Consider the following 20,402-nt stretch of genomic DNA (forward strand, 5'->3'; position numbering starts at 1 on the left):
CTTCAGGCCACCGGCGCGTGGCGCCGCGTGGTGAGCAACGCCCGCAACTTCGCCGGCGGCACCGGCTTGGTCAGCAGCATCACCCCGCCATGGCGCAGCCGCTGCAGCACTTCGGGCCCGGTGGCGCCCGAGACCAGCACCGCGAGCGCGTCGGGCTGCAGGCGCTTGGCGGCCTCGATCACGTCCACGCCGTCGCCGTCGCCGGCCAGCTGCAGGTCGCACAGCACCGCATCGAAGTGGATGTCGCCGGTGCCCAGCCGCGCGATGGCCTCGGCGCCGGTGGTCACGCATTCGACCTCGCAGCCCCATTGCGCCAGCAGCGCGCGGCTGCCGTCCAGGATGGCGGGGTCGTCGTCCACCACCAGGCAGCGCAGGCCCGCGAGCGGCGCGGGCATCACGGGCGGCGGCTCGGGCAGCACGACATCGGCGGCGCGCGCGGCGGGCAGCGTGAAGGCGAAGGTGCTGCCGGCCTGCAGCGCCGAGCGCACGGTGATGCGGGTGCCCAGCAGCGTCGCGATGCGCGCGCAGATCGCCAGGCCCAGGCCAAAGCCCCGGCGGCGGTCGCGCTCGGTGTTCGCCACCTGGTAGAACTCCTCGAAGATCCGGCCCTGGTGGATCGGCGCGATGCCCACGCCGTTGTCGCGCACCTCGATGCGCACGCCGGCCGGGCTGCGCCGCGCGGCCACCAGCACGGTGCCGCCTGCGGGCGCATGGCGCAGCGCATTGGCCACCAGGTTGTTGACGATGCGCTGCAGCATCGCCGCGTCGGTGCGCACCGCCAGGCCCCGGTCGCTCCAGCGCAGCCGCACGCGCGCCTCGATGGCGGCAGCGGCGTGTTGCGCGTCCAGCTGGTCGAAGAGGGCGGCCAGCGAGATGCGGGTGATGGCCGGCGTGAGCACCTGCGCATCGAGCCGCGAGATCTCCAAGAGGTCGTCCAGCAGCACGCCCATGAACTCGGTGCTCTCCTGCAGCCGCAGCACGGCCGGGCGCTGCGCGGCGGTGGCGCTGGGCAGCAGGCCGTCGATGAAAAGACCCATCGCATGCAGCGGCTGGCGCAGGTCGTGGCTCGCAGCGGCGAGAAAGCGCGCGCGGGAGAGCGCGGCCTGCTCGGCCTCGGCCATGCGCTGCAGCGCGACGGCAGTGGCTTCGCGCACGCGCTCTTCGCTCACCTGGCGGTTGTGCTGCAGGCGCTCGGCAAGGCGGTCGATGTCGTGCGCGAGCACGGCCAGCTCGTGGGTGCCGCGCGTGCCGCCCTCGACCACTTCGCAGCGCATGTCGAAGTGGCCCGCTTCCAGCGCGGCGACGGTGCGCGACACGCGCCGGAGCGGGCGCGCCACCGTGCGCGCCATGTGGCGCACCGAGGCCCACGCCGCCAGCAGCGCCACCAGCGCGATGCCGATGCCCGCGATGAGCGAGCGGCTGCGCTCGCGCGCGTAGGCGGTGGTGTCGCGGAAGGTCTGCACCAGGCCGATGGGCGTGTCGCCCGCGGCGGTGGAGCCGGCGGGCGCGAAGGCGCTCGCACGCGACGCTTCGCGCAGCGTGACCGGCGAAGTGAACATGCGCAGCTGCGCGAGCGATTCGGTCTTGGGCCCGGCCGTGACGTACACGCCCGCGCTGTTGCTGATCTCCACGCGCATCACCTGGCCGCCACGCAGCGCCGCGTTGGCCACGTTCTGCAGGGCCGGCACGTCGCCCGCGTACAGGCTCAGGTCGCTCATTGCCGCCACCTGGCGCGCCACGGCCTGGCCTTCGGCGTCGAACTGGGCTTCCAGCGTCTGCAGCCGGTTGTGGGTGAACCAGCCGGTGAGCGCGAGCGCCACCGCCGCGCAGGGCACCACGCCCAGGCGGAACAGGTCGCGCTGCAGGTTGCCGCGCACGACCAGCGTGCTCGAGGTGCCGGGCGAACCGGAAGTTGCGGGAGCGCCGGGGCTGCGGGGCTGCGCCGCGGGGTCGGCCGGCGTGGCCGCACCTGCCGCCCCGGCGGGCGCCGAGCCTTCGGCGGGGCGTGGGGTGCTCATCGCGTGGCCGCGAGCCGGTCGGTCAGTTCCCGTTCCTCCGGCAGACGGAGGCCCAGTCCGCGTGCCACGGTGGCGTTGACGCGCACGGTGGCGGGCGTGGCCGCCTCCACCAGCGGGTTGTTGTTGCTGCTGCCGCTGCTGTTGTTACCCGCGCTGGCCACCTTCTGGCCGAGCAGGCGGGCCTGCTGCGCGAGTTGCGACGGCGTGGAGACCGCCGCGGCCAGCCCGCCCGAGCGCACCAGGCCCTCGCTCGCGCCGAACACCGGCAGGCCCGCGCCCGCACCGGCGCGCAGCACCGACAGCGTGGCGGCCTGGTTGTCGCCGATCAGGTCGGGCAGCACCATCAACGCATCGCTCATCGGCACCACGGTGCGCAGCGCGGAGGCGAGCGATTTCGCGTCGGGCGCGTATTCGACGCGCACGTCCCACGCCGGATTGGCCCCTTGCGCGGCGCGCTGCAGTTCGCGCACGAGCGGCTCCGACTCGGGCGTGGCGACAACGCCGATGCGGTGCTTCTGCGGCAGCACCGCGCCGATGAGCGCGAGCTGGTCGGCCATGGCCGGGTCGCGCAGCAGCACGCCCACGCGGCGGTCGCTGCGCTTCAGGGCCGGGCTCGCGGCCCTGAGGGTTTCGTAGTCCAGGCGGCTCAACATCGCGAGCACCAGCGGCTCCTGGCCCGGCCGCTCGACGGCGGCGCGCGCGGCAGCGACGCCCACGGCCATGGTGAGGTTCGCGTCGGCGGCCGAGGGCCGCATGCTGCGCGTGCGGACGCCCGCATTGGCGCGCGGTTCGGTGTCGGCGCCCGCTGTCTCGATGGTCTGGGCCATCTCCCCGGTCGGCGAGAGGCGCACCAGCTCGAAGCGGCTGCCGGGCTCCTGGCTCGCGCGCAGCTGTTGCACGAATTCCGAATGCGCCGCGTTGTCGTCGCTCATGAGCACCGTCAGGCTGGCGGCCGCCGCGGCGCGGCTGCCCGTGGACAGGCCCATGAGACCGATCGCCACGCCCACGGTCAGCCCGAAGGCCAGCACCGCGCGCGCAGCGCCGCGCAGCCTTCCGCGGAAGGAGGTGGAGGGGTGTTTCGCGACGACGGACATGTGACTGCTTCTGCAGCGAGGGTGCATGACCCAATGTAAGGACGGGGCCCGCTTCGCGCGATAAGGCGGAGGGGCTATGTCAGTCCCCGTGAGCCCCGTGCCAGCGTGACGAACTGCACAGCGCGGCGGCCGCACGGCCTATGCCCGATGGTCTATGCGTCGGTGTGGAGCAATGCGGCGGCGCGCTGGGCCTGGATCGCCTGGCGCAGCACGCGCGGCGAGACCGGCTTGTAGAGCACGGTGATGCCGGCGCTCGCCACTTCGCGCAGGCGGTCCGGCTTGGTCTCGCCGGTCACCAGGAGGCGCGCCGTGCCGGCGCCGATGCCGCGCGGATGGCGCTCCAGCGCGGCGATCACGTCCAGCCCGTTGTCGCCGCCCTGCAGCAGCAGGTCGCTCACCACCACGTCGGGCGGCTGGTCCCAGGTGTCGGCCAGCGCGAGCGCCTCGGCGCGGGTCTGCGCGGCCATCACCTCCGCGCCCCAGTTGGCCAGCACCACGATCAGCCCTTCGAGGATGGTGCGCTCGTCGTCGATCACCAGGATGCGCAGGTTCGCCAGGCTCGCCTCCTCGTCCTCGATGCCGGCCGCCATGGGCGAGGGCACGGGCGCCGTGAGCGCCGCCGGCGCCGAGCGCACCAGCACCCGCACGCAGGTGCCCTTGTGCAGCCGGGAGCTGAGCTCCACGCGCGTGTTCAAAAGCTCCGCCAGCCGCTGCACGGTGGCCAGCCCGAGGCCCATGCCGCGCGCGCCGCGCGCCGACTGGCGGCCGGTCGGCTCCACCTGGTAGAACTCCTCGAACACCCGCGTCTGGTGCTGCGCTGCGATGCCCACGCCGGTGTCCACCACGTCGATGCGCACGCCCTTGCCGCGGCGCCGCGCGCCGATCAAGACGCCCCCCTCGATGGTGTGGCGCAGCGAGTTGGACACCAGGTTGTTCAAGATGCGCGAGAGCATCACGTAGTCGCAGCGCACCCAGAGCTCCGTCTTGCGCGCCACCAGCCTGAGGCCCTGCTGCTCGGCCACCGGGCGGAAGTTGCGGCTGATCTCGTCGAACAGGCGGTCCAGCGGAAAGTCGGCCCACTGCGGCTGCAGCACGCCGGCATCGAGCTGCGAGAGGTTGAGCAGTTCCGAGAAGAGCCGGTCCAGCGACTCGACGCATTCGCGGATGTGGCCGATGCGCTGCAGCTTCACCGGATCGGTCTCGCCGTTGGCCAGCCCGTCGGAAAAGAGCGTGAGCGCGTGCAGCGGCTGGCGCAGGTCGTGGCTGGCCGCGGCCAAAAGGCGCGTCTTGGCCTGGCTGGCCACTTCGAGCAGCGCGTTCTTGCGCGCCAGCTCGGAGGTGGCCTCGTTGATGCGGCTTTGCAGCAGCCGGCGGCTTTCGGCCAGCGCGCGCGCCGCCTGGTTGAAGCCCAGCTGCAGGTGCTGCACCTCCAGCGTGCCCTCGATGGCCACGCTCGCGTCCTCGCCGGCGCCCAGGCGGTCGACCGCCTTGCCCAGCGCGCGGATCGGCTCGCTGATGCGCCGCGCCGCCCACCAGCCGGCCAGCCCCACGCCCACCAGGCTGAACGCCAGCACCACCGCCACGTTGAGCCACACCGAGCGCCGGGCGTTCTGCACCGCGGAGAGACCGATCTCGACCATCACCTTGCCGTTGTGGCGCCCGTCGTCGGCCACGATCGGCACCACCACCTGCAGGCCCTCGCCGCGCGCGCGGTCGACGGTTTCGGAATTGGCCACGATCTCGCCGTCTTCGGTCCAGATCTGCACCTGCTGCACGTGCGGCTGGTAGGTGCCCGACTGGGCCGTGCGCTGCAGGGCGCGCTTGTCCATGCGCGCGAGCGGCGCCTGCGCCACCGTGGCCACCTGCAGCGCCACCGTCTGCGCGTTGGCGCGCATGAGTTCGGTGAGGTTGCCCAGGTGCTGGCGCGTGAGCACGGCAATCGCAGTCAGCGTGGCCGCGGTCGCCGGCACCAGCGCCAGCAGGATCAGCTGCTGGGCGAAGGTGAGGCGCGCAAGCTTGCGCAGGACGCGGAAGTTCCAGTTCATCGATGCATTGAACCCATGGGGCGCGAGCTTATGGGCGCGGCGGCGAACATGGAAGACAGGAAAAACATCACGAAATTAACTTGTATTTGATATTTAATGGCGTCCGATTCGCCCATGTTAGACCCGCTGGTCCGCAGCGGACCTACGCCTTTCGGCTCCCAAAATGCTGGTTTCCCTGCGCTTTTCCGCCGTTTTTCCTGCCGCCTTGCCTGCCGCCTTAGCCGCCGCCTTGCGGGCTGCGGCCCTGGCGTTTTGCTTCGGCCTGCCGATGGCGGCCAGTGCCCAGCCCACGCCGTCCGATGCGGCCCCCGTGCGCTTCGGCATCCTGCCGCTGGGTGGCGCCTTCGAGTCGCGCAGCGACTGGGACCCGCTGCTGGCCGAGCTGAGCCGCGCCATCAACCGCCCGGTGAGCGTGCTCTCGGTCAATTCGTACGAGGCGCTGGAGCAGGCCATCCAGCGCGACGAGGTCGACATGGCCTTCCTCTCGGGAAAGATGGCGCTGGACGCCGTGACCCAGCGCCGCATGAAGGTGGTGGCGCAGGTCGTGCGGCACGACGGCCTGCCCGGCTACCGCGCGCTGCTGCTCGCGCGCAAGGCGCCGCCCCTCAATACGCTGAAGAACCTGCTGGACCAGCCCGACCGCTGGCGGATCGCGCGCGGCGAGAAGCAGTCGGTGTCGGGCTTCATCGTGCCGCAGCTGCAGCTGTTCCTGCCGAACCACATCGCGATGGAGACGCGCTTTCTGAGCGAAGTCGTGGGCACCCACCAGACCAACGCGCTGGCCGTGGCCAACAGCGAGGCCGACGTGGCCACCAACAACTCGGCCGACTTCGAACGCTTCAGGCTGCGCTTTCCGGCCGAGGCCGGGCGGCTGCAGGTGATATGGGAGTCGGAGCTCATCCCGCATGCGCAGATCGCGGTGCGGCGCGAGTACCCGGCCGAATTGCGCGGCCGCGTGCAGGCCTTCCTCACCGCCTACGGCCGCGGCAAGGGGCCGCGCGGCGACGCCGAGCGCGTGGTGCTCAAGTCGCTGCACGACCTGGCCGGCTTCGTGGCGGCCGACAACAGCTCGCTGCAGCCCGCGGCCAGGCTGGCCTACCAGCTGGCAAAGCAGAACGCCATGACGGCCCAGTGGGTGAACGACGCCGCGCGGCAGGCCCGGCTGCAACGCATCGAGAGCGGCTATGCCGAGCAGGTCGGCGTGCTCAAGGACGCGACGCCTTGAGGTGACGCCTTGCCCTTGCTTTTCCGCGCGTCGTGTTGTGTGATGCGGCCTGTTCGGAGCGTGATCGTGGCGTGCGGTGATCGTTGATCGAACAGGAGCATCCCCCCACAAGCCCATCGCGACATGTTTGCCGTACTCAAGCATCTGCTGACCGCAGCGCTCGCCGCAGCCACCGTGCTGCTCCTGCCATCGCCGGCCCTGGCGCAGGTCACCCACGAGAAATCCACCCCGTCCCTGCAGGCCATCCGCTTCGGCGTGCTGCCGCTGGGCGGCACCGTCGAGTCGCGGGCCCTGTGGACGCCGTTCATGGCCGACATGAGCCGCTCGCTCGGCATTCCGGTCAATGCCTATTCGGTGCCGTCGTACGAAGAGCTCGACCGCGCCATCGGCCGCGACGAAATCGACATGGCCTTTCTCTCGGCCAAGATGGCGCTCGATGCCGTGATGCAGCGGCGCATGAAGGTGGTGGCGCAGATCGCGCGGCGCCCCGGCATGCCCGAGCACCGCGCCGTGCTCCTGGCCCGCAAGAGCGGCCCGCTCAACACCCTGGAGGGCATGCTCGCCCAGCCCGAGCGCTGGCGCCTTGCGCGCGGCGACAGCCGCTCGGTCACCGGCTTCGTCGTGCCGCAGAGCCAACTCTTCCTGCCGCACAACATCGAGATGGAGACGCGCTTTCGCAGCGAATTCATCGGCACCCACCAGGCCACCGCGCTGGCCGTGGCCAACGGCGATGCCGACGTGGCCACCAACAACACCACCGACTTGGAGCGCTTCCGCCAGCAGTTTCCGATCGAGGCCGAGCGGCTGCAGGTCATCTGGGAGTCCGAGCCGCCGCCCGGCGCGCCGATGGTGGTGCGGCGCAACTACCCGCCCGAGTTCCAGGCGAAGCTGCAGACCTTCCTCGTCACCTACGGCCAGGGCAAGGGCCCGCGCGCCGAGGCCGAACGCGAAGTGCTCAAGAACCTGCGCGCCACCTACGGCTACGCCGCGGTCGACGACAGCGCGCTCTTGTCCGAGGCGCGGCTCGAATACCAGCTGGGCAAGCAGCGCGCCATGGCCGCCGCGTGGGTGAACGAGGCGGCGCGCGCGCAGCGGCTGCAACGCATCGAAAAGGCCTACGCCGAGCAGGTCGAGACATTGCGCGCCGGCGGACGCTGACGCACCGGCCCGCACGGCCACACCGGTGCGCCTAGTCCCTTCGCCGTAGCTCCAAACCCCTTCATCTAGGCCATTAGGCGGATTTGCCCGCCGCTCCGCGCGACTGAAACTTCATGTTTCTTTCAGGCAACCCTTGCCGTTGACGGAGTGCGGATGAGTTGGCGAACAAAAGTGGTCTGGAGCGAGGGGATGCTGTTGCAGCCTCAGCACCTGCAACAGAGCGAGCGTCATGCCGATCATGCAAGGCATGTGCTCTTGCGTTCGACCACCCCGTATGCCTGGGGTTTCGCCGAACTCGAGATCGACCAGGCCGCGCTCACGCTGGGCAAGCTCGCGCTGGTGCGCGCGGTCGGCATCTTCGGCGACGGCACGGTGTTCGACATGCCGGCGGTCGATCCGCTGCCCGAGCCCATCGACATTCCTTCTTCCATGCGCGACGAGGCCGTGGTGCTCGCGCTGCCGCTGCGCCGCGCGGGGGCCCGCGAGGCCGATGCCGAAGACTATGAAGAGCTGGTGCGCCACCGCGTGCTCGAGTCCGAGGTGCCCGATTCCAACACCGCCGGCGAGCGCACCGCCATGCTGCAGCTGGGCCAGCTGCACACGCGCCTCATGCGCGCCGGCGAGGCCACCGACGCCTGGACCACCATGGGCGTGGCCCGCGTGGTCGAGCGCCGCACCGACAACCAAGTGCAGCTGGATCGCGGCATGCTCCCGCCCCTGCTCGACGTGGCCGGCCATGCAGTGATCCGCGCCTGGCTGGACGAGCTGCTGGGCCTCCTGCGCCAGCGCGGCGAGGCGCTGGCCGGGCGCATGACGCAGGGCGGCACCGGCGGCGTGGCCGAGATCGCCGACTTCATGCTGCTGCAGGCGGTGAACCGCAACGAGGCCATCTTTGCGCACCTGGCGAAAAGCGCGATGCTGCACCCGCAGCACTTCTTCGAACACGCGCTGGGCCTGGCCGGCGACCTCTCCAGCTTTCGCGACTCGCGCCGCGTGGCGCGCTTCGGCCCCTATGTGCACGACGACCTCGCGCTGAGCTTCCGTCCGGTGATGGACGACCTGCGCCGCAGCCTCTCGATGGTGTTCGAGCAGTCGGCCATCCGCATCGAGCTGCACGACCGCAAGCACGGCGTGCGCGTGGCGATGGTCACGGACGTGGAGCTGCAGCGCAAGGCCACCTTCGTGCTCGCGGTGAACGCCAACATGCCCAGCGAGGCGCTGCGCGCGCGCTTCCCCACGCAGGTGAAGATCGGCCCGGTCGAGCGCATCCGCGACCTGGTGAACCTGGCGCTCCCGGGCGTCACGCTCACGCCGATGCCGGTCGCGCCGCGCCAGATTCCCTTCCACACGGGCGCCAACTACTTCGAACTGGAAACGCGCAACAGCGACCTGTGGCGCCAGCTCGAGCAATCCGGCGGCATCGCGATGCACATCGCCGGCGACTTTCCCGGCCTCGACCTCGCGTTCTGGGCCATTCGTTCCTAGCCACATCGGGCCGACGGAAACGGAACACCATCATGAGCACACCTCCGGACCCCTTTGCCGCCTTCGAGTCGGAACGCACGGTCATCAAGCCCAAGCCGCGCACGCCGGCCGGCACGCCGCCGGCGGCATCGCCCGCGCCGTTCTTCGGCGGCGCCGACCCGACGCCCGCGGCCGAGGTCGGCGACATCGGCCTGCTCAACCCGCTGGTGTCGGCGGCGGGCAAGCTGCTGGTGCTGATCGGCAAGCTGCGCAACCTCGCGCAGCCGCCCAACGTGCCGGCGCTGCGCGCCTCCACCGCCGACGCGGTGAACCAGTTCGATGCCAGCGCGCGCCGCTCGGGCGTGAGCAACGAATCGGTGCTCGCCGCTCGCTACGTGTTGTGCACCGCGCTGGACGAAGCCGTGGCCAACACGCCCTGGGGCGTGCAGGCCGGCTGGAACAAGCAGAGCCTGCTGGTGCAGTTCCACAACGAGACCTGGGGCGGCGAGAAGGTGTTCCAGCTGCTGGCCAAGCTCGCGCAGGACGTGCCCACGCACCGCCAGTTGCTCGAACTCATCTACAGCGTGCTCGCGCTCGGCTTCGAAGGCCGCTACCGCGTGGTCGACAACGGCCGCGCGCAACTCGATTCGGTGCGCCAGCGCCTGGCCGACCTGATCGCCAAGGACCGCCCGCAGCTCGAACCCGAGCTCTCGCCGCACTGGCGCGGGCAGGGCGCGGGCACGGTGCGGCTGCGCGAATCGCTGCCGCTGTGGGTGTTCGCCGCGGGCTTCGCGTTCCTGCTCGCGCTGGCGTGGGTCGGCATGCGGCTCATGCTGAACAACCGCTCCGACACCACCTATGCGGCCGTCTCGGGCCTGCGCGTGCCCAACATACAGATCGCGCCGCCGGCACCGCCCGCGAAGACGCCGCGGCTCGCGCGCTTTCTCGAACCTGAAGTCAAGCAAGGGCTCGTGACGGTGACCGACGAGGCCGACCGCAGCGTGGTGCGGCTGCGCGGCGACTCGTTCTTCAGCTCCGGCAGCGCCGAGCCGATGGCCGCGTCGCTCCCGGTGCTGCGCCGCATCGGGCAGGCGCTGGCCGAGGTGAAGGGCGAGGTGCTCATCACCGGCCACTCCGACAACCAGCCGATCCGGTCGCTCCGCTATCCCTCCAACTGGCACCTCTCGGCCGCGCGGGCCGATGCGGTGAAGGGCGCGCTCACCACGCTGGTGGACCCCGCGCGCATGCGCTCGGACGGCAAGGCCGACGCCGAGCCCGTGGCCGCCAACGACACGCCCGCCAACCGGGCGCGCAACCGCCGCGTGGACATCGTGCTGCTGACCGAGCCCGAGCGCGTGGCTGCTTCCGCTGCACCGGCCCCGGCCCCGGCTGCTCCCGTTCCAGGAGCGACGAAATGATCAAAAAAATCTTCGGCTTCCTGTTCAGCCCGCTGCTGCTGACGCTGCTCGCGCTCATCGTCGTCGGGCTGCTGATCTGGTGGATCGGCCCGCTGGTGAAGATCGGCGCGCTCGCACCGCTCGAAAGCGAAATGGTGCGCGCCATCGTCATCGGCGTGATCGTGCTCCTCGTGGTGCTGCGCGTGCTGTGGCGGCGCTGGCGCGCGCGCCGCGCGAGCCAGCACCTGACCGACGGCCTCATGAAGGCGCCGGCCGCCAAGACCGATGCACCGGTCAACGGCGAACAAAAAATTCTCGACACGCGCTTCAGCGAAGCCGTCGCCACCTTGAAGCAGATGCGCCTGCACGCCGCCGGCAAGAAGCCGGGCTGGCGCGACTGGATGTCGATCTCGGGCGGCAGCTACCTGTACGACCTGCCGTGGTACGTCTTCATCGGCGCGCCAGGCGCGGGCAAGACGACGGCGCTCGTGAACTCGGGCCTCTCGTTCCCATTGGCCGAGAAGTTCGGCCCCGGTGCGATCCGCGGCGTGGGCGGCACGCGCAACTGCGACTGGTGGTTCACCGACGAGGCCGTGCTCATCGACACCGCCGGCCGCTACACCACGCAGGACAGCCATCAGTCCGAGGACAAGAGCGCGTGGGAAGGCTTCCTCGGCCTGCTCAAGAAGGCGCGCCCGCGCCGTCCGCTCAACGGCGTGTTCCTCACGGTGAGCGTGGCCGACCTGCTGAGCCAGGGGCCCGAGCAGCGCACGCAGCTGGCCGCATCGATCCGCGCGCGCCTGCTCGAACTCGACAGCAAGCTCACCACGCGCCTGCCGGTGTACGTGCTCGTCACCAAGAGCGACTTGCTCTACGGCTTCACCGACTACTTCGACGACCTGGGCAAGGAACAGCGCGCGCAGGTCTTCGGCTTCACGCTGCCGGCCGACGAGAACGTGCAGACCGAGGAGAAGGGGCTCTCGACCGCGTTCCACCGCGAGTTCGCGCTGCTGCACAACCGCGTGAACGACGGCCTCATTCCGCGCATGCAGCGCGAGACCGACGGCACGCGCCGCGCGGCGATCTTCGGCTTCCCCGCGCAGTTCGGCTCCATCGGCTCGCTGCTGTCCGATCTGCTGGACCAGGTGTTCACCGGCTCGCGCTTCGCGCAGCCGCCGTGGGTGCGCGGCGTGTACTTCACCAGCGGCACGCAGGAGGGCAGCCCCATCGACCGCGTGATGGGCAGCCTCTCGCGCAGCTTCGGCATCGAACGCGCGATGCTCGCGCCGCAGAAGTCGAGCGGGCGCAGCTACTTCCTCACCTCGCTCCTGCGCGACGTGGTGTTCCCCGAGCAGCGCCTGGCGGGCGCCGACGTGAAGCTGGAGCGCCGCCGCCACCTGCTGCGCATGACCGGCGTGACCGCGATGACGCTGGTCACCCTCGGCCTCCTGGCCGGCTGGGGCTACAGCACCTGGCAGAACATGAACTACCTGAAGTCGGTGGAGGCCCGCGCCGAGCCCGCACAGAAGACGCTGGCCAACCTGCCGGTGCAACTGCAGAACCTGGTCGAGGTGGCGCCCGTGATGCAGGGCGTGCGCGACATCTGGAAGACGCCCGACAACCGCCAGGGCGACGAGCCGCTCAGCATGACGCTGGGCCTCTACCAGGGCGACAAGCTCGACGCGGCCGCGCGCCTGGCGCACCAGCGCGCGCTGAACGACGTGTTTCTGCCGCAGATCGCCAAGCGCATCGAGGACCAACTGCGCACCGCGCAGAAGGACAACCTCGAATACACGTATGAAGCGCTCAAGAGCTACCTCATGCTCTACCAGCCCGAGCACTTCGACCCCGAGGCGCTGAAGGCCTGGATCACGCTCGACTGGGCGCGCAGCCTGGACCGCGGCATTCCCGAAGACCAGCGCCTGGCGCTGGAAGACCAGCTCGATGTGCTCATCGCGCAGGGCCCGCCGCGCTCGCCGCTCAAGATGGACGAGAACCTGGTGCGCAGCGTGCGCGCCGTGCTCGCGAGCTACCCGCTGGAGCAGCGTGTGTTCAGCCGCCTGAAGCGCCAGCGCGCGACCAAGGACATCCCGGGCTTCAGCGTGGCGACGGCAGCCGGCCCCTCGGCGCCGCTCGTGTTCGAGCGCATCAGCGGCAAGCCGCTGACCGAAGGCGTGCCGGGCATGTTCACCTACGACGGCTATCACAAGCGTTTCCAGAACGAAGTCACCGTGCTCACCGGCCTGCTCGCCGCCGAAGACCCGTGGGTGCTCGGCCAGGACAAGAGCGCCGCCGACCGCCTGCGCGACGTGGCCGCGCTCGGCGCGCTGACCGATCGCGTGCGGCGCCTGTACCTTGCCGAATACGTGAAGCAATGGGAAGCGCTGCTCGGCGACGTGCGCCTGATCCGCGCCACCGGGCTGGAAAAAAACATCGAGGCCGCGCGCATCCTCTCGGGCGTGAGCTCGCCGCTCGCGAACTTCCTGCGCGCCGTGGTGAAAGAGACCACGCTCATCCCCTCCGACCAGCCCAAGGACGTGGTGAGCAAGGCCACCGCCACCGTCGCCAGCACCCGCAAGGGCCTGGAAGACCTGTTCGGCGGCGACCCCAACAAGCCGGTGGCGACCGGCAAGCGCATCGAGAGCATCGTGGACGACCGCTTCGAGCCGCTGCGCCGCCTGGTCACTGCCGCGGCCCCAGGGCAGCCCGCGCCGATCGACGATGCGCTGAAGCTCTTCAACGAGGTGTACGTGTACCTGAACGCGGTCGATACGGCCGTGAAGGGCCGCACCTCGCCGCCGCCGGGCGACGTGGCCGGCAAGCTCAAGGCCGACGCCGGCCGCCTGCCCGAGCCGGTGCGCTCGATGGTGGAGAACCTGAGCCAGTCGGGCGCCGCGCAGGCGCAGGTGGCCGAGCGCGGCAACCTGAGCCAGGACCTGCGCCCGGTGACCGAGTTCTGCGCGCGAGCGATTGCGGGCCGCTACCCGTTCTCGCCCACCAGCAAGCGCGACGTGCTGCCCGAGGACTTCGGCCAGATGTTCGGCGCGGGCGGGTTGATGGACGACTTCTTCCAGAAGCGCCTGGCCGCACTGGTCGACACCAGCACGCGTCCGTGGCGCTACAAGCCCGTGGCCGAGCGCGGCGCGATCACCACGCAGGCACTGGCGCAGTTCGAGCGCGCCGCGCGCATCAAGGACATCTTCTTTCGCGCGGGTGGCCGCGGCCCCTCGATGCGGCTGGATTTCAAGCCGGTGGAGATGGACGCGGGCATCACCCAGTTCATCCTGGACGTCGACGGCCAGCTCGTGAAGTACGCGCACGGCCCCGTGGTGCCGATGGCCGTGCAGTGGCCCGGCCCGAAGGGCAGCAACCAGGTGCGCATCCAGGTGAGCCCGCCGTCCACCACCGGCAGCTCGGGCTCGGCGGTCGATGGGCCGTGGGCGCTGTTCCGCGCGCTGGACGATGGGCAGCTCGAAGCGGGCGATGCACCCGAGAAGTTCTTCATCACCTTCCAGATCGGCGCGCGCAAGACGCGCTTCGAGGTGACGACGAACAGCGTGCAGCATCCGATCCGGTTGCGCGAGCTGCGGGAGTTTTCTTGTCCGGAGGGGTTGTGAGCCTGGCCTCTTCTTCCACTTGCATCTTCACCTCGGCTGAATTGCCCGGATGGTTCGGCAAGTTGCCGGGCATGGGGGACTTTGCGCACCGGCGGCTGCCCGAGTCGTTTCGCTCGGTGTGGGACCAGTGGCTGCAGCGGGGGATGGCGCGGCTGCGCGACCGGCATGCGGACTGGACCGCGCATTACCTCGAGGCGCCGATCTGGTGCTTTGCGCTGGGGCCGCAGGTGGCGGGGGAGCGGGGATGGATCGGGGTGCTGATGCCTTCCGTCGATGGCGTCGGACGGTACTTTCCGTTCACGCTGGCTGTCGAACTGGCCGGCGATGTTTCCGATGCGCTTCAGGGCGAGGCGCTGGGCGCCGCGCTGCACTGGTGGGCGCTGGGAATCCAGGCTGCGCTCGAGGGGCTGGATGGCGATCTCGATGCGCTGCGCTTCGATGCCGTTCTTGGACGGCTGTTCGTCGCGGCTGCCGGCGATGCTGTCGTTGGCGTCGAGTCGCTGGAGCTGCCTGCTGCAGGGGCTTCGTTGTGGTTGGGCGATCCGGCTGTTGAAGGCGGGGTTCGAATGCTTGCGACCGGATTGCCACGCGATGCGCAGTTCGAGGCCTTGTTTCTCGGGGGTGGGGAATGACCTCCTTGCTTCCTTTCTTTTACCTGCTTTTCTTTGGCGACCCAAAGAAAAGCGGGTCGCCTGCCGGGGCGAGACCCGGCCTCGGAAAGCAAATTCAAAAAGGCGTTCAACCCGCAGGAGCAGGTCGATGACCGACAACGCCCCCCCGCCGGAAGACGACCGCACGCGCGTCATGTCGCGCCCGGCACAGCCCACGGGCGGCGGCGACACCGCCGCAACCGTCATCAGCGCCGGCATCACGAGCCTGTCGAACGTCCCTGTCACCAGCCCGGCCGCAGGCACACACGAAGCCGGCCTCCTCCCCGTAGGCAGCCGCCTCGCAGAATTCGAGATCACGAGGGTCATCGGCCAGGGCGGCTTCGGCGTCGTCTACGAAGCCTGGGACCACGACCTCGAACGCGTCGTGGCCGTCAAGGAATACCTGCCGACCTCCCTGTCGACAAGACAGCAGGACGGCACCGTCGTTCCGCTCTCGGAGCGCCACCGCGAAACCTTCGACCTGGGCATGCGCAGCTTCATCAACGAAGCACGCCTGCTCGCCCAGTTCGACCACCCCTCGCTCCTGAAGGTCTACAGGTTCTGGCAGGACCGCGGCACCACCTACATGGTGATGCCCTTCTACCGCGGCGACACGCTCAGGGAAGCATTGGTCGCGATTCCTGCAGGCGTGGACGAGTCATGGCTCATCCGCATCATGGACGGCGTGACCCAGGCATTGGGCGTGATGCACAACGCCAACTGCTACCACCGCGACATCGCGCCCGACAACATCATCCTGCTCGAAGGCTCCGGCCGCCCCGTGGTGCTCGACTTCGGCGCCGCGCGCCGCGTGATCACCGACAAGACGCAGGCGATCACCGTCATCCTGAAGCCCGGCTACGCGCCCATCGAGCAGTACGCCGAGATGCCCGACATGTCGCAGGGCGCGTGGACCGACGTCTACGCGCTCGCGGCGGTGATGCACGTGGCCGTGTGCGGCCGCGCGCCGCCGCCGTCGGTGGCACGGCTCCTGTCCGACAGCTACGTGCCGCTCGCGGGCAACGACATCCTGCGCCAGCGCTACAGCCTGAAGCTGCTGCAGGCGATCGATGCGGGCCTGGGCGTGCGGCCCGAGCAGCGGCCGCAGTCGATGGCCGAACTGCGCGCTGCGCTCGACCTGGAAGTCGGCCACAGCATTGCACCGACGCCGCGCACGCAGCCGCCGTCGGGCGCGCGCACGGGCGCCAACAGCAGTTCCAACGCGAACGCGGCCACGGTCATCGGCGGCAGGAAAGCGCCGCCGCCGGCGCCCGCGCCCGGCGCCTCCGGCAGCGGCAAGGGCAAGGCGGTGGCCGCATTGGCCTCGGTGGCCGTCGTCGCGGCCATCGCCGGCGGTGGCTGGTGGTGGTACCAGGGCCGTACAGCCGGCATCGCGGGCACCGGCGGCGACGTCGCCGGCGGCCAGGGCAAGGCGACCGACATCACGACCGCGCCCCCACCACCGCAAGACATCAAGGTGACCACCGCGCCACCACCGCCGCCGCCGCCACCACCACCCCCTCCGGCGCCGCGCACGCCGCTCGAATCGCTGCAATCGCTCGCGGCGGGCGCCGCGCCCGGCTTCGAGGTCACGGCCACGGCGAAGAAGCCCGAGGTCAACATCGGCAAGGACAAGCTCGCCTTCGAGGTCCGCAGCAAGCGCGACGGGTTCGTCTACGTGTTCCTCCTGTCCAGCGGCGGCGAGATGTTTCTCCTGTTCCCGAACCTGCTGGACAAGTACAACAAGATCACCGCCAACAGCGCGCTCGCGCTGCCGCGCGCCTCGTGGCCGATGGACGCGGGCGGCCCCGCCGGCACCAACCAGTTCGCCGTGCTCGTGAGCGAGCACGAGCGCGACTTCAGTGCTTCCGGCGTGCAGAACGACGGCGTGTTTCCGCAGTTCCCGCTGCCGGTGCTCTCGGCGCTCGAAGCCACGCGCGGCACCGGTGCGTCCCCGCTGCTGGGCAAGCCGACCTGCGCGCCCGGCGCCCCGTGCAACGACGTCTATGGCGTCGCGAATTTCAAAATCGTCGAGAAGTAATCGTCTGTAGAGCGTTGGCCCATCGGCTCGATGGCCGCTTTTTCCGGACAAGGAGACTTTCATGCATACCTCACAGTCGCCGCGCTTCACCACCACGCTGCTTCGCTGGGCCGCCTTCGCGGCCGTCGCGTCGCTGGCGGGCTGCGCCAACACGCCGCCCACCGCGACCGCCGACACGACGGCCGCCACCGACACCTCGTCGAGCGCCAGCGCGCGCCCGGCCTCGACCGGCGCGAGCGTGGCCGGCCAGGCGCGCACCTTCTCGACCCAGCTGGCCACCTACACCGCGGTGAGCTTCGATGCGATGCCGGGCTGGTCGCGCGACGATTTCTCCGAGACCTGGCCCGCGTTCCTGGGCAGCTGCAAGGTGCTCACCGGCCGCGGCGCCGAGTGGAAAGAGGTGTGCGACCGCGCTGCCAAGGTCGATGGCAAGAACAGGAACGCCATCCGCGGCTTCTTCGAGAGCGAGTTCTCGGCCTACCAGATCCGCGACGACGACCGCAAGCCCGACGGCGTGGTCACCGGCTACTTCGAGCCCGAGATCGCGGGCAGCCGCACCTACGGCGCGCCCTTCATCTACCCCGTGTACGGCCAGCCCGAGGACATGTTGTTCGCCGACGCGCGCAAGCTCCCGGCCGGCAGCGGCACGGTGGCCGCGAAGGTCGAGGGCCGCAACGTGGTTGTGCAGACGGGCCTGAGCACGCGCGACATGGGCGCCCCCGGCCTCTATGCGCTGGACCTCTCGGCGATCACCCGCGACACGCTCGATCGCAAGGTGCGCATGCGCATCGAGGGCAAGCAGCTGCTGCCGTACTACACCCGCGAAGAAATCGAGACCAAGGGCGCGCCCAACGCCAAGGTGCTGGCCTTCGTGAGCAGCGCCACCGCGCTCTACGAAATGCAGATCCAGGGCTCGGGGCGCATCAAGCTGGCCAACGGCGACACCATCCGCGTGGCCTACGCCGAGCAGAACGGCCAGCCCTTCCGTCCCACCATCGCGCAGGCGGCCAATGGCAAGCCGCGCAGCGCGGTGAAGGTGCGCGGCTCGTCGATCGAGCTGCAGCTGGACGACGGCGACGACGACGATGTCGGCAGCGTCGACAGCAGCGTCATCCGCACGCGCGGCTTCACGCTCGCGCGGCCCACCGCCAGCGGCGCGGTCGTGGTGCCGGGGCGCCGGACGGCCGGCGCGGTGGCGGGCTCGGGCATCAAGGACCCGAGCTACGTGTTCTTCAAGGAATCGACCTCGCCCGTGGGCGGTCCGGTCGGCGCGTTCGGCGTGCCGCTGTCGGCGGGGCGCTCCATTGCGGTCGATCCGCGCAGCACGCCGCTCGGCTATCCGGTGTTCGTCTCGACCCGCACGCCCGGCAGCGGCGCGCCGATGCAGCGCCTGACCATCGCGCAGGACACCGGCGGCGCGATCCGCGGTGCGGTGCGCGCCGACTATTTCTTCGGCAACGGCCAGGCGGCCGCGACCAACGCACGCCGCATGAAGGAACGCGGCCAGCTGTGGATTCTTCTGCCGCGCGGCCTGGCCGTCGCGCAGGCCGCGGTCTCGTCGGCGATCCGCACGCGCGGGGGCCCGGTGGGCGCGGGCCTGGCGCAATGCCTGGTGCCGAGCGAAGGCGTCTGCGTGGATGACTGATCTGGCCTTGACCTGGCGCTTGTCCCTTCATGCAGGAAACCCTCTCGTCCGCGGAAAGCACTGAACTCGTCCGCCTCTGGCGGCGCAGGCAGACGCTGTCCTCGAACGACATGGGCAGCATGTACCGCATCGTGGGCGATGCGCTCGTGGCCTGCAATCCGCCCGAGCTGCAAGTCCTGGGGGAAGGCCGGCAAGAGCTCGTCGCGCAATTCATCTATGTGAAGGTGCTGCGGCTGGATGCCGATCCCGATGAGGCCGACGAGCGTGCGAGCCACAGCGCGCCTTCCACCGCTTTCGCGCTGTGCGCGTACTTCCGGCGCTACCTGATCGACTGCACGCGGGCCAGCTCGTTCCGCCGCAAGGTCTCCATCGGCGACCAGATCACCGAGGCCCAGCTGGAGGACGAGATCGGCGCCGGCGACGACCTCGACGGGTGCCTCGCCGAACACGGCCTGAGCGCCCAGGCGGTGCAGCTGGCCGCGCGCGCCTTCATCGCCGAGCTGCCCGAGCCCGAGCGCATCCTCCTGTGCGAGGGCTTCGGCAAGGAGGCCGAGGGCGGGCTCTCGGGCATCGCCTCGCGCCACGCCATCGCCTCCTACCACTACCGCGCGGGGCGCCTGGGCCTGGTGCACAAGCGCGAGGGCCTGACCGCCGACTACGCCAAGACCCGGCTGGGCGGCTGGATCCAGCAGACCCTGGGCATCGCCATCGAGACGGAAAACATGGCAGCGATCCTGCAGGTTTTCAAAATCCTCGGTGCTGAAGCGTCTTATGCCTGAAGACATAGCCATTCAGGAACAGACCGCCATGAACACCGAACTCTGGCCCCCGCTCAGCGTGATCCGCAACGCGTTCGAAACCGGCAGCGCCGCCGTGCCCGACGCGGGCGCCGGCGTGGCCACGGTGGCCATGCCGGGTGCCGCGCCCCAAACGACGTCGCACGCTGCACCGGTGCCGACGCCCGCGCTGCACGACCTGCTGCTTCCCCTCACCGAATTGGCCCGGCGCCGCGAGGCTGTCGCCCAGCGCGCCTTTCCCGCACGCTGGGCGCCGGGCCGCCTCGTCAGCGTGGTGCACGAAGGGCGGTTGCTCGGCGTGCTGCTGGACCGTTGCATCCAGGGCGATCTCTGGCAAGGCTGGATGGCCGCGGGCGAGGCCGATTGGGCAGGTGCCTTTGACGTGCTGCTCGAACCCGACGACGAACCCTTCGAGCCGGCGTTCGGTCTCATCCAGGCCTGGAACGTGCTGACGCTCGAACCCAGCCCGCAGCTGTGCGCGCGCGTGCTCGGCGAGGTCTCGGCCACGCGGCTCGCGGCGATCCGCGCGGTGCACGACGAATGGGCCGCGCAGAAGGTGCTGTCCATCGCGCCCGCGCCCGGCCGCATCGCGCTGCGCACCGTGGGCGGCGTGTTCTCGGTGCTGTCCGGAACGCCGCTCGGCGCGCAGGACCCGCGCGCCGATTACCAGGCGCTGTACCGCACCGTCGGCCTGCAGCTGGGCTCGGCGCCGACGCAGTCGGCCAAGGCGGCACCCGCTGCGTCCGCGTCCCCGCGCGCCGCCCGACCGCAGGCGCGGCCCGAGGGCGGCTGGTGGGGCAGCATCCGCCGCTGGTTCGGCGCCGATGGATGGATGCGGCCCGCGTTCGCGGTGCTCGCCCTGTGCGTGGTCGTGCAGAACGTCGGCCTCCTCGGCGGGCGCGGATCGCAAGAGGACGACGTGCGTTTCCGCAACGTGCCCACCGCGCCCGATGCGCGTGCGGCGGCGCAGCCGAACCTGGTCGTGCGCTGGAAGGACGGCGTGCGCATCGACGAGGCCGATCGCCTGTTGCGCACGATGTCGGCCGAAGTGGTCGGCGGGCCGGGCACGAACGGCGTCTGGCGCTTGCACGTGGACGATCCGGTCGGCGGCCTGTCGTTGCTCGCGGCCTCGCCGCTGGTCGAATCGGCGGGGCCGGCCCCGGAGCGGCCATGACATCGGCCGTGTCGCTTTCTTTCTCCCTCCCCTTCCGGGGGAGGGCCGCGGTGGGGGCACGCGGCGCATCCATCGGG

General features: G+C 70.5%; 13 protein-coding genes. 10 read left to right on the forward strand and 3 right to left on the reverse strand.

Annotated features, from left to right (window positions below):
* Positions 1 to 2: 2 nt before the first annotated feature.
* From BM133_RS19125 to BM133_RS19135, 3 genes are all read right to left on the reverse strand, one after another.
* Positions 3 to 2,018, reverse strand: a complete 2,016-nt coding sequence (locus BM133_RS19125; RefSeq protein ID WP_093436969.1) for a hybrid sensor histidine kinase/response regulator — start codon at positions 2,016 to 2,018, stop codon at positions 3 to 5.
* Positions 2,015 to 3,112 (reverse strand): ABC transporter substrate binding protein, encoded by a 1,098-nt coding sequence (locus BM133_RS19130; protein ID WP_256219262.1) that lies wholly within the window; start codon positions 3,110 to 3,112, stop codon positions 2,015 to 2,017. Before BM133_RS19130 ends, BM133_RS19125 begins: the two co-directional genes overlap by 4 nt.
* Before the next feature lie 152 nt (positions 3,113 to 3,264).
* The gene (locus tag BM133_RS19135; RefSeq protein ID WP_093436971.1) at positions 3,265 to 5,157 is read right to left on the reverse strand and encodes an ATP-binding response regulator; all 1,893 of its coding nucleotides are present in this window, start codon (positions 5,155 to 5,157) and stop codon (positions 3,265 to 3,267) included.
* 163 nt (positions 5,158 to 5,320) lie between these two features.
* Between BM133_RS19135 and phnD (BM133_RS19140) the strand changes: the two genes are divergently transcribed.
* The 10 genes from phnD (BM133_RS19140) to BM133_RS19185 all read left to right on the forward strand — a co-directional run bounded on the left by phnD (BM133_RS19140) (position 5,321) and on the right by BM133_RS19185 (position 20,325).
* Positions 5,321 to 6,382 (forward strand): phosphate/phosphite/phosphonate ABC transporter substrate-binding protein, encoded by a 1,062-nt coding sequence (gene phnD / locus BM133_RS19140; RefSeq protein ID WP_093436974.1) that lies wholly within the window; start codon positions 5,321 to 5,323, stop codon positions 6,380 to 6,382.
* A gap of 123 nt (positions 6,383 to 6,505) precedes the next feature.
* Positions 6,506 to 7,540, forward strand: coding sequence for a phosphate/phosphite/phosphonate ABC transporter substrate-binding protein (gene phnD, locus BM133_RS19145; protein WP_093436976.1), 1,035 nt, complete (start codon positions 6,506 to 6,508; stop codon positions 7,538 to 7,540).
* A gap of 153 nt (positions 7,541 to 7,693) precedes the next feature.
* Positions 7,694 to 9,025 carry a type VI secretion system baseplate subunit TssK gene (gene tssK, locus BM133_RS19150; RefSeq protein ID WP_093436979.1) on the forward strand — a complete coding sequence of 444 codons (1,332 nt, stop codon included), beginning with the start codon at positions 7,694 to 7,696 and terminating at the stop codon, positions 9,023 to 9,025.
* 32 nt (positions 9,026 to 9,057) lie between these two features.
* On the forward strand, positions 9,058 to 10,422 hold the full coding sequence (locus BM133_RS19155) for a DotU family type VI secretion system protein (protein WP_093436982.1): 1,365 nt from the start codon (positions 9,058 to 9,060) through the stop codon (positions 10,420 to 10,422).
* A complete protein-coding gene (gene tssM, locus BM133_RS19160; protein WP_093436984.1) occupies positions 10,419 to 14,018 on the forward strand; it encodes a type VI secretion system membrane subunit TssM in 3,600 nt (1,199 codons plus the stop codon). Before BM133_RS19155 ends, tssM begins: the two co-directional genes overlap by 4 nt.
* Positions 14,015 to 14,650: a type VI secretion system-associated protein TagF gene (tagF, locus tag BM133_RS19165; RefSeq protein WP_093436987.1), complete on the forward strand. Its 636-nt coding sequence runs from the start codon at positions 14,015 to 14,017 to the stop codon at positions 14,648 to 14,650. The genes tssM and tagF overlap by 4 nt, the downstream gene beginning before the upstream one ends.
* A 127-nt stretch (positions 14,651 to 14,777) precedes the next feature.
* Entirely contained in the window at positions 14,778 to 16,709 is a 1,932-nt protein-coding gene (locus BM133_RS19170) for a serine/threonine-protein kinase (RefSeq protein ID WP_093436989.1), read from the forward strand.
* A gap of 61 nt (positions 16,710 to 16,770) precedes the next feature.
* On the forward strand, positions 16,771 to 18,354 hold the full coding sequence (locus BM133_RS19175; RefSeq protein WP_093436992.1) for a murein transglycosylase A: 1,584 nt from the start codon (positions 16,771 to 16,773) through the stop codon (positions 18,352 to 18,354).
* Between the two features lie 29 nt (positions 18,355 to 18,383).
* Entirely contained in the window at positions 18,384 to 19,133 is a 750-nt protein-coding gene (locus BM133_RS19180) for a hypothetical protein (RefSeq protein WP_093436994.1), read from the forward strand.
* 28 nt (positions 19,134 to 19,161) lie between these two features.
* Entirely contained in the window at positions 19,162 to 20,325 is a 1,164-nt protein-coding gene (locus BM133_RS19185; RefSeq protein ID WP_093436997.1) for a hypothetical protein, read from the forward strand.
* Positions 20,326 to 20,402: the final 77 nt, after the last annotated feature.

The organism is Variovorax sp. 770b2, assembly GCF_900115685.1.
GTDB lineage: Bacteria > Pseudomonadota > Gammaproteobacteria > Burkholderiales > Burkholderiaceae_C > Variovorax.

Excerpts from the sequence above, each read along its gene's own strand:
- BM133_RS19125 (WP_093436969.1), bottom strand. The coding sequence starts at position 2,018 with ATGAGCACCCCACGCCCCGCCGAAGGCTCGGCGCCCGCCGGGGCGGCA.
- BM133_RS19130 (WP_256219262.1), bottom strand. The coding sequence starts at position 3,112 with ATGTCCGTCGTCGCGAAACACCCCTCCACCTCCTTCCGCGGAAGGCTG.
- BM133_RS19135 (WP_093436971.1), bottom strand. The coding sequence starts at position 5,157 with ATGAACTGGAACTTCCGCGTCCTGCGCAAGCTTGCGCGCCTCACCTTC.
- phnD (WP_093436974.1), top strand. The coding sequence starts at position 5,321 with ATGCTGGTTTCCCTGCGCTTTTCCGCCGTTTTTCCTGCCGCCTTGCCT.
- phnD (WP_093436976.1), top strand. The coding sequence starts at position 6,506 with ATGTTTGCCGTACTCAAGCATCTGCTGACCGCAGCGCTCGCCGCAGCC.
- tssK (WP_093436979.1), top strand. The coding sequence starts at position 7,694 with ATGAGTTGGCGAACAAAAGTGGTCTGGAGCGAGGGGATGCTGTTGCAG.
- BM133_RS19155 (WP_093436982.1), top strand. The coding sequence starts at position 9,058 with ATGAGCACACCTCCGGACCCCTTTGCCGCCTTCGAGTCGGAACGCACG.
- tssM (WP_093436984.1), top strand. The coding sequence starts at position 10,419 with ATGATCAAAAAAATCTTCGGCTTCCTGTTCAGCCCGCTGCTGCTGACG.
- BM133_RS19170 (WP_093436989.1), top strand. The coding sequence starts at position 14,778 with ATGACCGACAACGCCCCCCCGCCGGAAGACGACCGCACGCGCGTCATG.
- BM133_RS19175 (WP_093436992.1), top strand. The coding sequence starts at position 16,771 with ATGCATACCTCACAGTCGCCGCGCTTCACCACCACGCTGCTTCGCTGG.
- BM133_RS19180 (WP_093436994.1), top strand. The coding sequence starts at position 18,384 with ATGCAGGAAACCCTCTCGTCCGCGGAAAGCACTGAACTCGTCCGCCTC.
- BM133_RS19185 (WP_093436997.1), top strand. The coding sequence starts at position 19,162 with ATGAACACCGAACTCTGGCCCCCGCTCAGCGTGATCCGCAACGCGTTC.